Genomic DNA, 13834 nt, shown 5'->3' with positions numbered 1-13834 from the left:
CCTCATCCGTGCCGATCAAAAAATCGTACGTCTGTACCAGAATTCATCCACAGCCCCCGATTCTGTGCACATTCCCCGAAACCTGCTTTTCTGTCGGGTCGGTGGTGCGCAGGCTTGCTGTCATGGACATCGATTCCCGCGCGCCGTCTGCCTCCGGGCGGCCCGGAGTGCTCGCGTTGGTGAGTGCTCGCGCCGTGGTGCAGACCCTGCGCTCGGTCGCGGCCGCCACCGATCAAACGTTTGACTCGATGTCGGGGCTGCCCGGACGGCGAGCGTGGGAGCAGGCGGACCTGGTGGTGGTGGACACGACCGCGGCGCGGGAGTGCGCGGCGCGACTCCCGCGCCGCGACCGGGTGCTGCTCGTCTGCGACGGTCCACCCACGCTGCCCGACTGGCAGGCGGCCACGGCGGTCGGTGCCGAGAGTGTCCTCGGCGTCCCCGAAGACGAGGCCGCGCTCGTGACGGTGTTCGGCGATCGGGGTGCTGGACGGCAGGGCGACGGCACCGTCGTCGCGGTGATCGGCGGCTGCGGTGGCGCCGGCGCCTCGACGCTCGCGGCAGCCGTCGCGGTCGAATCGGTCGGGTCCCGGGCTCCCCGGCGGACACAGCGGCACGGGCCCGGAAGGACCACCGCATCGTCGACCTCGTCGACGATCCTGCTGGACGCCGACCCGATGGGCGGGGGAGTGGACCTGCTCCTGGGTCTCGAGAACGCGCCGGGGCCGCGGTGGTCGGGCCTGACCGTCGAGGGCGGGCAGGTCTCGGCCGAGGCCCTGCACGCGGCGCTGCCGTCGCCCCGTCCCGGCGTCGGTGTGCTCGCGTGCGACCGCGGCCGCGCCCACGTCGCTGGGCCCACGCCGGCCGCGGTGACGGCAGTTGCGGAAGCCGGCCGCCGGGCCGGCGAACTGGTGGTGTGCGACATCCCTCGGCAGGCGTCGGCGGCCAGCGACAGTCTGCTCGACATCGCCGACATCGTCGTGGTCGTGGTGCCGGCCACGGTGCGGGCGGGTCTGGCGGCCGAACGGGTCCTCGCACGGATCGCCGAGCGAAACCCCAATCAGGGCATCGTTGTTCGGGGTCCTGCTCCGGGCGGACTGCGCGGCGCCGACCTCTCCGAGACGCTCGGGGTGCCGTTGATCGCCGCGATGCGACCGGAGTCACACCTCGATGCGATGCTCGAACGGGGCGGACTCGACCTCGGCTCCCGGTCTCCGCTGGGCGCGGGGGCGCGCGCGGTACTCGACCTGCTCGGCGCCCGGCCGGTGCGGTGGTCCGCGTGAACGCGGTGACTGCGGTCAACACGCTCGAGTCCACCGATCTGCTCGAGCGGGTGCGTGACCGCCTCGCGCTCACCGAGGGCGAGCTCACGCCGGCGACGGTGGCGGCGGCCATCCGCGCCGAATCGGGTGGGGTCCTCGGGGACACCGACCTGCTGGCCGCGCTGCGGATGTTGCAGACGGAACTCACCGGCGCGGGCCCGCTCGAGGCGCTGCTCGCGGTGCCCGGTGTCGCGGACGTCCTGGTGACGGCGCCCGATGAGGTGTGGATCGACCGCGGCACCGGACTCGAGCGGACCGCGGTGACCTTTCCCGACGAGGCCGCGGTCCGGCGGCTCGCGCAGCGGCTGGCACTGTCCGCGGGGCGCCGTCTGGACGACGCGCAGCCCTGGGTCGACGGACGCCTTCCGTCGATCGGCCACGGCGACTTCGGGGTTCGCCTCCATGCCGTGCTCGCGCCGGTCGCGCAGGGCGGCACCTGCGTCTCGCTGCGGGTGCTTCGGCCCGCGACCCAAGGGCTCGACGAACTCACCGCAGGCGGTGCGGTGGACCCTGCGGCACGCGCGCTGCTCGACGCGATCGTGCGGGCGCGGCTCGCGTTCCTCGTCACCGGCGGAACCGGTGCCGGCAAGACCACCATGCTCGCGGCCATGCTCGGACAGGTCGGTGCCGCGGAGCGGATCGTGTGCGTCGAGGACGCCGCCGAACTCGCACCCGCGCACCCGCACGTGGTCCGCCTGGTCGCACGCGCACCGAACGTCGAGGGGGTCGGCGAGGTCACGGTGCGGGACCTGGTCCGGCAGTCCCTGCGTATGCGGCCCGATCGCATCGTCGTCGGTGAGGTCCGTGGTGCGGAAGTCGTCGACCTGCTCACTGCGCTCAACACCGGCCACGACGGCGGCGCCGGGACGGTGCACGCCAACTCTCCAGGGGAGGTCCCGGCGAGGCTCGAAGCTCTCGCGGCGCTCGGTGGGCTGGATCGGCAGGCCCTGCACAGTCAGCTGGCCGCAGCCGTCCAGGTGGTGATGCATGTCCGGCGGGATGCGTCGGGAGGCCGCAGGCTCGTGGAAATCGGGGTCCTGGAACGGGATTCGTCGAGCGTCGTTCGCGTCGTCCCGGCGTGGACGTGGGAATCCGGCGTGGGACCGGGGTACCGGGCGTTGCGCGAGCTACTGGACGCCAGGTGTGCGCAGTGATCGCGGCGATACTGTGCCTGGCGGTGGCGATTCTGGCCGCCCCGAGCGGAAGCACGCGTCGGAGGCTGCGATCGATGTCGTCGGTCATGCCCAAGCCCTCGACTCCGTCGTGGATGTCGCGGCTGAGGCTCTCGCCGTTCGATCTCGCGCTCGCAGGGTGCATTCCGCTGGCCGTACTGGGCACGCCGACCGCCGCAGTCGCGGCGGCGGTCGGGGCGGCCACTGCGCGGGGACGCCGCCGCCGGCGCTCCGCATCGGCGCACCGGGAGCGGGAACGACGGAGCGTGCTGGCGGGCCTGGATGTCGTGATCGGTGAGCTGCGGGTCGGGGCGCATCCCGCTGCGGCGTGCGAATCCGCCGCGCAGGAATGCGACGGGGCGGCCGCGGAGGCGTTCCGGAGCGCGGCCGCGCGCGCCCGACTCGGTGGCTCCGCGGCGAGCGGCCTGGTGGCGAACGGGGGCATCGTGGCCGATGACCTGCGGCGTATCGCGGACGCGTGGGCGGTCGCCGAGGCCCACGGTCTCGCGTTGGCCGAGCTTCTCCATGCCGCACGGACAGACCTTTTGGGACGCAGCCGATTCCGTACCCGTGCCGAAGCGGGATTGGCGGGGGCGCGGGCCACCGCGGCGGTCCTGGCCGGGCTGCCGGCCCTCGGAATCGGGCTCGGTCAACTCATGGGTGCGTCCCCGGTGCGGGTCCTCCTCGGTGGGGGCCTCGGCGGCGCGCTGCTCGTGACCGGCACCGTGCTGGTCGCGGTCGGGTTGCTGTGGACAGACCGCATCGTCGGCCGGGTGGTGAGCTGATGTGGCCGGCGTTGATCCTGGTGGCGGCGGCGGTCCTCGTCGTACCCGGATCGGGTCGGGCACGACGGCGGTTGCGGGCGTCCGGGGTGCCGAACATCGGAACATCGAACACCGGAACGGCGGACGTCCACATCCCGAACGCGGGCGCGGCCGGTGGTCCGGCGGACCCGATGGCGGTCGCGGGCGCGTTCGACTTGTTGGCGGCATGCCTCAAGGCGGGGCTGCCGGTGTCGACGGCGGCCGCCGCCACCGCGCGGTCCGCACCGAGCCCGCTCGCGGATTCCTTGCGGCGTACGGCGGATCTGTTGGCGCTCGGTGCCGATCCGGCGACAGCGTGGGATGTCGTGGCGGCGGAACCCGCGACGGAGGCGCTCGCCCGGATGGCGCGGCGGTCGGCGCGATCGGGTGCCGCACTGTCGGCGGCGATCGGGGAACTGGCCGCGCAGCAGCGCGGCGATGCCGAGGACGCCGCGGTGGCCGCGGCAGAGCGGGCCGGCGTCCTCATCAGTGGTCCGTTGGGACTGTGCTTCCTGCCCGCGTTCATCTGCCTGGGAATCGTCCCGGTGGTGATCGGGTTGGCCGGTCAGGTGCTCCAGGGTGGGCTCCTGTGACCGGGGGAGGGGTGTCCGGCGCGGAAGGGCCGTGCCGGAATCGATCGAAAGGGAAGTCCGATGTGGGGGAAGAAGTTTCAGGAGATGCAGGCGCGACTCGTCCTCGCGGCGACTGCGGACGACGGCATGTCGACCGCGGAGTACGCGATCGGCACCATTGCCGCCGCTGCGTTCGGCGCCATTCTCTACACCGTCGTGACCGGAGACTCGATCGTCTCCGCGCTCACCGGCATCATCGACAAGGCGTTGGCCACGTCGGTGTGACGGCGGCCAGGTCCGTCCTGCGGCGGGAGCACGGTGCGGTCACGGTGGAGGCGGCGATCGCGATCGCCTCCATCGTGACCGTGGTGGTGCTCTGTGTCGGGGCGATCGTCGCGGTGTCGGCGCAGGTGCGATGCATCGACGCGGCCCGGGAAGCGGCGAGACTGGCCGCCCGCGACGACCGCGCCAACGCAGTGTCCGTGGCCGGCCGGGTCGCGCCATCCGGTGCGGAGATCACGCTCGACGACGACGGGGAGTTCGTCGTGGCCACCGTGCGGGCGCGCGCATCGCTGCTGCCGCTGGTCGAGTTGTCGGCCGAGGCGGTCGCGGTCCGCGAACCGAGGGTGGCGGACGGGTGACGCGTCTTCGGGAGGACGAGTCCGGCGGTGCGACGGTGTTCGCGTGCTTCGCGCTGGCGGCGCTCGTCGCAGTCACGGCCGGACTCGTACACGTCGGCGGGGCGGTCGCCGCTCGTCATCGGGCGCAGGCGGCCGCGGATCTGGCGGCGCTCGCGGCGGCCTCCGCGCTGTCCGACGGCGACGAATCGCCCTGCGAGGCAGCCGTGTCGATCGCAGTCCGGATGGGCGCCACGGTGCCGAAGTGCACGGTGAGCGGCTGGGACGTGGTGGTCGGGGCGGAGGTGCGGGTGGGATCGGTGTCGTTCGTCGTCGGCCCCGCTCGCGCAATTGCGCGGGCCGGACCGGCCGAGTGAGCGCGTCAGGCCACCGTGCGGTCCGGGTCCACCGCCGCCAGCACCGCGGCGAGAACCCGGACCGCGCCGTCCTTGTCGAGCGGATGGTTGCCGTTGCCGCACTTGGGGGAGTGCACACACGAGGGGCAGCCGGCGGCGCACTCGCACGAGTCGATCGCGTCCCGGGTCGCGCTGAGCCAGCGGACCAGTTCGGCGTGGCCGCGGTCGGCGAACCCGGCCCCGCCGGGGTGGCCGTCGTAGACGAACACCGTCGGCAGGCCGGTGTCCGGGTGCAGCGCCGTCGAGACGCCGCCGATGTCGCCGCGGTCGCACGTTGCGACCAGTGGGAGCAGCCCGATCGCGGCGTGCTCGGCGGCGTGCAGCGCGCCGGGGACGCGATCGGCACCGATGCCCGACTCCTCCAGCAGTTCCGGTGTGATCGTGTACATCACGGCCCGGGTCTGCAGGGTCTGGGCGGGCATGTCGAGTTCCACCGAGTCCAGCACCTCGCCGGACGACAGCCGGCGCAGGTAGCCGACCACCTGGTGCGTCACCTCGACCTGCACCAGCGCGACGCCCACGTCGCCGTACGGCTTGTGTTCGGCGACGTCGCTGATCGCGATGTCCGTGATCTCGCGGGCCGATGTGGTCCAGTCCGGATCCTCGGAATGCACCAGGGCAATGCCCTCGTCGAGATCCAGATGGTCCACGACAAACGACTCACCCTGGTGGATATGGACGGCCCCCGGGTGCGCGGTCGCCGGGGCGCGGCCGGTGTCGACGGTGCCCAACAGTCGCCCGGATTCGCCGTCGACGATGGCGACCTGGCCGCCGATGCCGCCGCGAATGTCGAGGTTGCTGTGCGGATCGGACTCGGCGGTGACGAACCAGCCGTGCGCCCGACGCCGGATCAGGCCCTGCGCGGCCAACTCGGTCAGCACTTCCGTCCCGCCGAAGTCGGTGACCTCGGCATCGGACAACGGCAGCTCCAGCGCCGCACACAACAACTGTGGGCCGAGGACGTACGGGTTGGTCGGGTCGGTCACGGTCGCCTCGACCGGACGATTCAGCAGCGCCGACGGGTGGTGCACCAGATAGGTGTCGAGTGGGTCGTCGCGCGCGACGAGCACCACGAGCGATCCCTCGCCGCGCCTGCCGGAACGCCCGGCCTGCTGCCAGAACGAGGCGACGGTGCCGGGGAAGCCGGCGACGACGACGGCGTCGAGTCCGGCGATGTCCACCCCGAGTTCGAGAGCGTTCGTCGTGGCGACGCCGAGTAGCCTGCCGTCGGCCAGCGCGGTCTCGAGCTCACGGCGGTCCTCGGCGAGGTATCCGGCGCGGTAGGCGGCCACGCGCCCGGCCAGGTCCGGGTCGATCTCGGTCAGCGCTCGACGGGTGCCCATTGCGGTGAGTTCCGCGCCGCGGCGCGACCGGACGAAGGTCAGCGTGCGGGCGCCTTCGACGAGCAGATCCGCCATGATGCGCGACGCCTCCGATCCCGCGGCCCGTCGGACCGGTGCGCCGTTCTCCCCGGTGACCGAGGTGAGCAGCGGCGGCTCCCACAGCGCGATCGTGCGGGGCCCGTGCGGTGAGCCGTCCTCGGTGACCTCGGCGCACGGGGCGCCGATGAGCCGAGACGCGGCCGCGCCGGGATCGGCGGTGGTCGCGCTGGCGAGGACGAACACCGGGTTCGCTCCGTAGCGTGCCGCAATGCGACGCAACCGACGCAGCACCAGGGCGACGTTGGATCCGAACACGCCGCGATAGGAGTGACACTCGTCGACCACGACGTACCGCAGATTGCGGAACAGGTGCGACCAGCGTTGGTGTGAACGCAGGATCCCGATGTGCAGCATGTCCGGGTTCGTGAAGATCCAGCGGGAGTTCGCCCGCGCCCACTGGCGGACCTCGGTCGGGGTATCGCCGTCGAAGCCGCTCGGGTGGATCGACCCGAGTTCGGGTTCGGACTCGGTGAGCGCGATCGCGGCGCGCAACTGATCGGCGCCGAGTGCCTTGGTCGGGGACAGATACAGCGCGGTCCCGCGGGAATCGCCCGCCAGGGCGGTGAGGACCGGGAGTTGATATGCCAGCGACTTACCGGACGCGGTACCCGTCGCGACGACGACGTGTTCGCCGGCCGCTGCGATCGAGGCCGCCTCGGCCTGATGGCTCCACGGTTGTGGAATACCGGCGGCCCGCAACGCGCGTACTGCGGCATCGGCAGCCCACTCGGGCCATTCGGCGAATCGGGAAACCCGCGGCGGAAGTTCGGCGGTGAACGTCAGAGGTTGTTCGCCCGCCGGTGTACCTGCCAGTACACGCTCGAGAAGTGTCCGCCCGAACGAGTTGTCGCCGTTTTCTCCCGTGTCGCGGGAGTGGGGCGAGGGGTTCACGGGGCCTCTTCCGGAATTGTCGTCGGTCGGCGTCCTGGGCGCGTTGCGTGCGCTGGACCTGCGGTTTTGATCCTATCCGCGGCCGGGGCTGGGTGTTCGGGAGGGGTGTACCCGACAGTAGTTGGAGTGGCACTTGGTGCAAGATCAACTATTTGCAGTTTTTGTTCGTCTTTCGACTGTTGCGGGCGCGTCGGACGTGGTTGACTATGACCTGGTCGCAGCTTCTGTGTTCGTTTAAACGCCCGCAGGATCGATGTTGCGAGCGCGGTGCTTATGCGTTCCTGAGGGGGAATCGAGAAAGTACAGCGGTCGGAACCGGCCCGATGGACCGGAAGTGCTGTCCATCGAATCCGGTGTAAGAAAGAGAAGGAAAAGCATGGCACAGGGCACTGTGAAGTGGTTCAACGCGGAAAAGGGCTTCGGCTTCATCGCACCCGAGGACGGCTCCGCTGACGTCTTCGTCCACTACTCGGAGATCCAGGGCAGCGGCTTCCGCACCCTCGAGGAGAACCAGCGCGTCGAGTTCGAGGTCGGCCAGGGCACCAAGGGTCCGCAGGCCACCGGCGTTCGCGCGATCTGATCTGTTCACCAACTGAACGATTGATTCAAGGCCGGTCCTACTGACCGCTGCCTGACTCGTCCCCTGTCACCGGCAACGGTGGTGGGGGACGAGTTCGTTGTGGGGTGATTCCCCGTCCCGCGTGGCAGATGCGCGATCCGCGGGAATGATGCGGGATCTTGGCCTACTGTCCACCTTGTGGCTCAGCTGTCGTTCTTCTCCGCCGAGTCGGTGCCGCCTGCGGTCGCCGACCTCGGTGGCCTGCTCGCGGCGCAGGGGCAGGTGGTCACCTCGAAGGAGGGGGCCCGGGTATCCGTCGTTGTCGACAGCAGGTGGCGGGCCGAGGCGATCGCCCAACTGATGCGGGACGCAGGCCTGGACGCCGAGATCAGTACATCCGAGGAGGGGCGCCCGCTGGTGCGCACGGCCCCGGTTCCGCAGCTGGCGGATCTGGCGACGCAGTGGACACGCGGCGCCGTCAAAGCGGTACCGGACGGTTGGATTCCGGGATCCCGGGAGCAACGAGCGTGGGTACTGGCATCGGGACGGGTCGAGGCGGACGGCCAGCGTTACGTGCTCGGCCTCGACCCGCACGCCCCCGACACGCACGTGGTGCTCGCCCAATCGCTGATGCGGGCGGGGGTGGCGCCGACGATCGTCGGAATTCGGGGGGCCTCCCCGGGATTGCGCATTTCGGGTCGAAGACGGCTCATGCATCTCGCGGAGAACATCGGTCTGCCGCCCGACGATGTCGATGCCCGACGTAACTGGCCGCACATTTGAGCGAACGGAGCGGGACGGATATGCGCGTTCATCTTCCTGGTGTGACACCCTGTAACTGACCGGACCCGGTATAACGGGGGCGGAGACGAGATTCGCATCAGGTGCGCAGCGGCACTGATCGAGCATGAAAGGTGCGGACAGCTGGTGGCATCACGGGAGAAGAGCACGGCGGACGGAGCGTCCGCCACGCGCCGCCTCGTCATCGTCGAGTCACCGACGAAGGCCAAGAAGATCGCGCCCTACCTCGGCAAGAATTACGTCGTGGAGGCCTCGGTCGGGCACATCCGCGACCTGCCGCGTGGCGCCGCCGACGTACCCGCGAAGTACAAGGGTGAGCCGTGGGCCCGGCTCGGTGTGAACGTCGACCACGACTTCGAGCCGCTGTATGTGGTCAGCCCTGAGAAGAAGTCGAAGGTCACCGAGCTCAAGAGTCTGCTGAAGGACGCCGACGAGCTCTACCTCGCAACCGACCCCGACCGCGAGGGCGAGGCCATCGCCTGGCATCTCCTCGAGACGCTCAAGCCCAAGATCCCGGTCCGTCGGATGGTGTTCCACGAGATCACCGAGCCCGCGATTCGCGCGGCCGCCGAGGACACCCGCGATCTCGACAACGATCTGGTCGATGCGCAGGAGACTCGCCGCATCCTCGACCGTTTGTACGGCTACGAGGTCAGCCCGGTGCTGTGGAAGAAGGTCATGCCGCGGCTCTCGGCGGGCCGTGTCCAGTCTGTTGCGACGCGCGTCATCGTGCAGCGCGAACGTGAACGGATGGCGTTCCGGTCGGCGTCGTACTGGGACATCTCGGCCACGCTCGACGCGGGCGCCGAAACCAGCCCCCGCAACTTCGGTGCGCGTCTGGTGGCGGTCGACGGCGCTCGTGTCGCGGCCGGTCGTGATTTCGGACCCGACGGCAAGCTCAAGTCCAGCGGCGTCACCGTGCTCGACGAGGCCTACGCGCGCCGGCTCGCGGAGGCGCTCGAGGGCGTCGACCTGGTCGTTTCGTCCGCAGAGGACAAGCCGTACACCCGTAAGCCGTACGCGCCGTTCATGACGTCGACGCTGCAGCAGGAGGCCGCGCGCAAGCTGCGCTTCACCTCGGAGCGGACGATGCGGATCGCGCAGCGTCTGTACGAGAACGGCTACATCACCTACATGCGAACCGACTCGACCACGTTGTCGCAGTCGGCGATCTCCGCGGCCCGCGCGCAGGCCACCGAGCTGTACGGCGCCGAGTACGTGCACTCGAGCCCGCGTCAGTACACCCGCAAGGTGAAGAACGCGCAGGAGGCACACGAGGCGATCCGCCCCGCCGGCGACGTGTTCCAGACCCCCGGCCAGCTGCATTCGCGCCTCGACAACGACGAGTTCCGCCTGTACGAGCTGATCTGGCAGCGCACGGTCGCGTCGCAGATGGCCGACGCTCGCGGCACCACTCTGACGCTGCGGATCACCGGCACCGCCGGCACCGGCGAGGAGTGCACCTTCTCGTCGTCGGGTCGCACCATCACGTTCCCGGGCTTCCTCAAGGCGTACGTGGAGAGCGTCGACGAGGAGGCCGGTGGCCAGTCCGACGACGCCGAGTCGCGCCTGCCCGCGCTGACGCAGGGCCAGGGGGTGACCGCCACCAAGCTCGACCCGGACGGCCACACCACCAACCCGCCGGCCCGCTACACCGAGGCCAGCCTCATCAAGTCCCTCGAAGAACTCGGGATCGGCCGACCGTCGACGTACTCGTCGATCATCAAGACCATCCTCGACCGCGGCTACGTCTACAAGCGCGGCAGCGCGCTCGTTCCGTCGTGGGTCGCGTTCGCGGTGATCGGCCTGCTCGAGTCGCATTTCGGTCGGCTCGTGGACTTCGACTTCACGGCTGCGATGGAGGACGACCTCGACGAGATCGCCGGCGGCCGCGAACAGCGTGGCAACTGGTTGTCGGGGTTCTACTTCGGCGACACGGCGGCGGCCGACGACTCGATCGCGCGCGCCGGCGGCCTGAAGAAGATGGTCGGTGAGAACCTCGAGGACATCGACGCACGCGAGATCAACTCGATCCGGCTGTTCGACGACGCCGAGGGCCGCGAGGTCCACGTGCGGGTCGGCCGTTTCGGTCCGTACCTCGAACGCATGGTGCAGAACCCGGACGACCCGGACGGCGATCCGATCTCGCAGCGCGCCAACCTGCCCGACGACCTGCCGCCGGACGAGCTCACCCCGGAGTACGCGGAGAAGCTGTTCTCGACCCCGCAGGAGGGACGCAAGCTGGGCGTCGATCCGCTCACCGGGCACGAGATTGTCGCGAAGGAGGGCCGTTTCGGTCCGTACGTGACCGAGATCCTGCCCGAGCCCGCCCCGGAGCCGGAGCCGGACATCGTCCCGGTCGAGACCTCAGCCGACGGCACCGTCAAGACCAAGGCCGCCGCGAAGAAGGCACCGGCAAAGAAAGCCGCGAAGAAGGCTGCCGGCCCCAAGCCGCGCACCGGCTCGCTGCTCAAGTCGATGGATCTGGAGACCGTCACGCTCGAGGATGCGCTGCGCCTGCTGTCGCTGCCGCGCGTCGTCGGTGTCGATCCCGAATCGAAGGAAGAGATCACCGCGCAGAACGGCCGCTACGGGCCGTACCTGAAGAAGGGCACCGATTCTCGTTCGCTGGAGAACGAGGAACAGATGTTCACGGTGACCCTCGAGGATGCGCTCAAGATCTATGCCGAGCCCAAGCGGCGCGGACGCCAGGCTTCGGCGGCGGCCCCGCTGCGCGAACTCGGCAACGATTCCGCGACCGGCAAGCCGATGGTGATCAAGGACGGCCGCTTCGGCCCGTACGTAACCGACGGCGAGACCAACGCCAGCCTGCGCAAGGGCGACGAGGTCGAGTCGATCACCGACGAGCGCGCGTCCGAACTGCTGGCCGACCGTCGGGCTCGTGGTCCGGTGAAGAAGAAGGCCGCGGCGAAGAAGGCGCCGGCCAAGAAGGCTGCCGCGAAGAAGACGGCGGCCAAGAAGGCGCCCGCGAAGAAAGCTGCGGCGAAGAAGACCACGGCGGAGAAGCCGTGACCCGACTCGTCGGCACGGATCGTTAGGCTCGGCGCGTGGCGGGTGTATTCGATCGACTGGTCGGCCAGGAGCATGTCGAGGCCGAGCTGACGGCTGCCGCCACCGCCGCGCGCGGGGGCGACGCCGGTTCGCGGATGACGCACTCGTGGCTGTTCACCGGCCCGCCCGGCTCCGGCCGCTCGGTCGCGGCGCTCTGCTTCGCGGCGGCACTGCAGTGCACCTCCGACGGCGCACCGGGCTGCGGCCACTGCCAGGCCTGCACCACGACGATGGCCGGCACCCACGGTGACGTCCGGCGGGTGGTGCCCGAGGGACTGAGCATCAGCGTCAGCGAGATGCGCGGCATCGTGCAGACGGCGTCGCGCCGGCCCAGCACCGGGCGGTGGCAGGTCGTCGTGATCGAGGATGCCGACCGGCTCACCGAGGGCGCCGCCAACGCGCTGCTCAAGGTTGTCGAGGAGCCGCCGGACCGTACCGTGTTCCTGCTGTGCGCGCCGTCGGTCGACCCGCAGGACATTTCCGTCACTCTTCGGTCGCGTTGTCGGCACGTTCCGCTGGTGACGCCGTCGGTCGACGCGATCGCCCAGGTCCTGCGCGAACGCGATCAGCTCGACCCCGAAACCGCAGACTGGGCGGCGTCCATCTGTGGTGGCCATGTCGGGCGTGCCCGACGCCTCGCGAGTGACGAGGACGCGCGGTCCCGCCGCAAGCGGGCGCTGTCACTGGCGAAGGCGGCGATGCGGCCGGGCACTGCTTATGCCGCGGCCGAGGAACTCGTCCAAGCCGCCGACCTCGAAGCCAAGGAGCTCACCGCCGAACGGGACGAGCGGGAGACCGAGGAACTGCGGACGGCGCTGGGTGCCGGCGGCACCGGCAAGGGTGCGGCCGGTGCGCTGCGCGGTTCGGCCGGTGTACTCAAGGATCTGGAACGACGCCAGAAGTCGCGGGCCACGCGAACCGGCCGGGATTCGCTCGACCGCGCGCTGATGGATCTTGCGGGTTTGTACCGCGACGCACTGGCCTACTCGTTCGGGTCGGGCGCAACGCCCAACCATCCGGACATGTCCGAGCAGGCCGCAGACCTCGCGTCCCGGGCGTCGCGGGAGGGATTGCTGCGCTGTATCGAGGCGATCCTCGACTGTCGGGAGGCGCTTGACATGAACGTCAAGCCCAAGTTCGCGGTCGACGCGCTCGTGGCGCGACTGGGTGCAGAGTTCGCGTAGAGACCCCGATTTGCTTTCGGGGCGGGGGTACACGCTAGACTCGCACGCGCCGAGAGGCACGCTGCCTTAGCTCAGTCGGTAGAGCATTTCACTCGTAATGAAAAGGTCGCGAGTTCGATTCTCGCAGGCAGCTCCGAAAGGGCCCCTCACCTGGGAAACCAGGTGAGGGGCCCTCTTTCGTCGGTGAGCGCGCATGCCGATCCGGGCTCCGGTGGAGGGAGCGGAGCCGGCCGTGCCCGCCGCGGACGCCATCACCACCGATGCGGTCCTCTGTCGGCGGACAATGGAGTGCACGGGAGGGTCCATTCCCGACAGAAGGGTTGGCAGTGCTGATGGAGATCTTCTGGTTGATCTTGTTGATCGGTGCGCTCGTGATGCTGATCCCGACCGCGAAACGGGCGTTCCGACGAAACGATGACGACTGACCTGTCCGAACCGCTCGACAAGGGTGGTCGAGACCCGCCATGCTCGGAAGGTGAGCGAATCACTGAAGGTCCGCGTCCGGGAGAAGCTGTTGCGGCAGCTCGCGGAGAACGGCGGACACCCGGTCGAGGAGTTCGAGGGAGACGATCCGCGACTCGTCGCGATCGACGGCGACCTGGCCGCACTCGACGAAGTTGCGGAGGACGACCCTCTCGTCGAAGAGTTGGCCGCCAAGTACTGGGTCCCGTAGTCCCTCAGTACGCGATTCGCGGGCCTTTCGGGCCGTTCGGGGCCTCTGACCAGGCGGTTTGGCATTCGGTGACAGCTTCGCGTAACTTATTCCAGGTCAGAGCGACACGGACACCGACCCGGACCTGAGGGACTGGGAAAACGAGGTTGTACGGAGAGCGCCTGGCGAATCTGCTTCGATCGGTTCTGGTTCACGGATTTGCGTCCGGGTCCGGATCTGGTTAGGCTGGAACAGTTGCCCCGAAACGAGGAGCCTGAGGGTTTCGAGTGGTGGTGTGCGCGTGTTCTTTGAGAACTCAACAGTGTGTCGATGA

General features: G+C 69.8%; 13 protein-coding genes and 1 tRNA gene. 13 read left to right on the top strand and 1 reads right to left on the bottom strand.

The genetic code is table 11. The annotated features are described in order from the left end of the window. The first annotated feature begins 122 nt into the window (after positions 1-122). Genes ssd through DEU38_RS29170 form a run of 7 tightly spaced genes read left to right on the top strand, consistent with a single transcriptional unit; the run spans position 123 to position 4860 of the window. Positions 123-1280 (top strand): septum site-determining protein Ssd, encoded by a 1158-nt coding sequence (gene ssd / locus DEU38_RS10990; RefSeq protein ID WP_114721049.1) that lies wholly within the window; start codon positions 123-125, stop codon positions 1278-1280. Between the two features lie 5 nt (positions 1281-1285). Next, positions 1286-2473 carry a TadA family conjugal transfer-associated ATPase gene (locus DEU38_RS10985; protein WP_397484641.1) on the top strand — a complete coding sequence of 396 codons (1188 nt, stop codon included), beginning with the start codon at positions 1286-1288 and terminating at the stop codon, positions 2471-2473. After that, positions 2470-3276, top strand: a complete 807-nt coding sequence (locus DEU38_RS10980) for a type II secretion system F family protein (RefSeq protein WP_114721047.1) — start codon at positions 2470-2472, stop codon at positions 3274-3276. Before DEU38_RS10985 ends, DEU38_RS10980 begins: the two co-directional genes overlap by 4 nt. Beyond that, on the top strand, positions 3276-3887 hold the full coding sequence (locus DEU38_RS10975) for a type II secretion system F family protein (protein WP_114721044.1): 612 nt from the start codon (positions 3276-3278) through the stop codon (positions 3885-3887). The genes DEU38_RS10980 and DEU38_RS10975 overlap by 1 nt, the downstream gene beginning before the upstream one ends. A gap of 60 nt (positions 3888-3947) precedes the next feature. Then, positions 3948-4151, top strand: a complete 204-nt coding sequence (locus DEU38_RS10970) for a DUF4244 domain-containing protein (protein WP_114721041.1) — start codon at positions 3948-3950, stop codon at positions 4149-4151. Continuing rightward, positions 4148-4507, top strand: coding sequence for a TadE family type IV pilus minor pilin (locus DEU38_RS29175; RefSeq protein ID WP_258557807.1), 360 nt, complete (start codon positions 4148-4150; stop codon positions 4505-4507). The genes DEU38_RS10970 and DEU38_RS29175 overlap by 4 nt, the downstream gene beginning before the upstream one ends. Continuing rightward, positions 4504-4860 (top strand): Rv3654c family TadE-like protein, encoded by a 357-nt coding sequence (locus tag DEU38_RS29170; RefSeq protein WP_174907899.1) that lies wholly within the window; start codon positions 4504-4506, stop codon positions 4858-4860. The genes DEU38_RS29175 and DEU38_RS29170 overlap by 4 nt, the downstream gene beginning before the upstream one ends. Positions 4861-4865: 5 nt before the next feature. Here the strand turns inward: DEU38_RS29170 and DEU38_RS10960 are convergent, their stop codons facing one another. After that, the gene (locus DEU38_RS10960; protein WP_114721036.1) at positions 4866-7232 is read right to left on the bottom strand and encodes a DEAD/DEAH box helicase; all 2367 of its coding nucleotides are present in this window, start codon (positions 7230-7232) and stop codon (positions 4866-4868) included. A 376-nt stretch (positions 7233-7608) separates the two neighbouring features. Between DEU38_RS10960 and DEU38_RS10955 the strand changes: the two genes are divergently transcribed. The 6 genes from DEU38_RS10955 to DEU38_RS10930 all read left to right on the top strand — a co-directional run bounded on the left by DEU38_RS10955 (position 7609) and on the right by DEU38_RS10930 (position 13521). Further along, positions 7609-7812 carry a cold-shock protein gene (locus DEU38_RS10955; protein WP_005515803.1) on the top strand — a complete coding sequence of 68 codons (204 nt, stop codon included), beginning with the start codon at positions 7609-7611 and terminating at the stop codon, positions 7810-7812. A gap of 177 nt (positions 7813-7989) precedes the next feature. Next, a complete protein-coding gene (locus DEU38_RS10950; protein WP_114721033.1) occupies positions 7990-8574 on the top strand; it encodes a hypothetical protein in 585 nt (194 codons plus the stop codon). 144 nt (positions 8575-8718) lie between these two features. Beyond that, positions 8719-11625: a type I DNA topoisomerase gene (gene topA / locus DEU38_RS10945; RefSeq protein ID WP_114721030.1), complete on the top strand. Its 2907-nt coding sequence runs from the start codon at positions 8719-8721 to the stop codon at positions 11623-11625. A gap of 35 nt (positions 11626-11660) precedes the next feature. Beyond that, a complete protein-coding gene (locus tag DEU38_RS10940) occupies positions 11661-12848 on the top strand; it encodes a DNA polymerase III subunit delta' (protein ID WP_114721027.1) in 1188 nt (395 codons plus the stop codon). Positions 12849-12908: 60 nt separating this feature from the next. Beyond that, positions 12909-12981, top strand: a tRNA-Thr gene (locus tag DEU38_RS10935). Positions 12982-13323: 342 nt separating this feature from the next. Further along, entirely contained in the window at positions 13324-13521 is a 198-nt protein-coding gene (locus DEU38_RS10930) for a hypothetical protein (RefSeq protein ID WP_031939866.1), read from the top strand. Positions 13522-13834: the final 313 nt, after the last annotated feature.

Source organism: Rhodococcus sp. AG1013 (assembly GCF_003350365.1).
In the GTDB taxonomy this organism is placed as follows: Bacteria; Actinomycetota; Actinomycetes; order Mycobacteriales; family Mycobacteriaceae; genus Prescottella.
The sequence above is the reverse complement of the archived record's forward strand: the minus strand, read 5'-3'. Positions and strand labels throughout refer to the sequence as shown.

Bases quoted from the DNA above. Each gene is read 5' to 3' on its own strand.
- DEU38_RS10975 (WP_114721044.1), top strand. From the start codon at position 3,276: ATGTGGCCGGCGTTGATCCTGGTGGCGGCGGCGGTCCTCGTCGTACCC.
- DEU38_RS10955 (WP_005515803.1), top strand. From the start codon at position 7,609: ATGGCACAGGGCACTGTGAAGTGGTTCAACGCGGAAAAGGGCTTCGGC.
- ssd (WP_114721049.1), top strand. From the start codon at position 123: ATGGACATCGATTCCCGCGCGCCGTCTGCCTCCGGGCGGCCCGGAGTG.
- DEU38_RS10970 (WP_114721041.1), top strand. From the start codon at position 3,948: ATGTGGGGGAAGAAGTTTCAGGAGATGCAGGCGCGACTCGTCCTCGCG.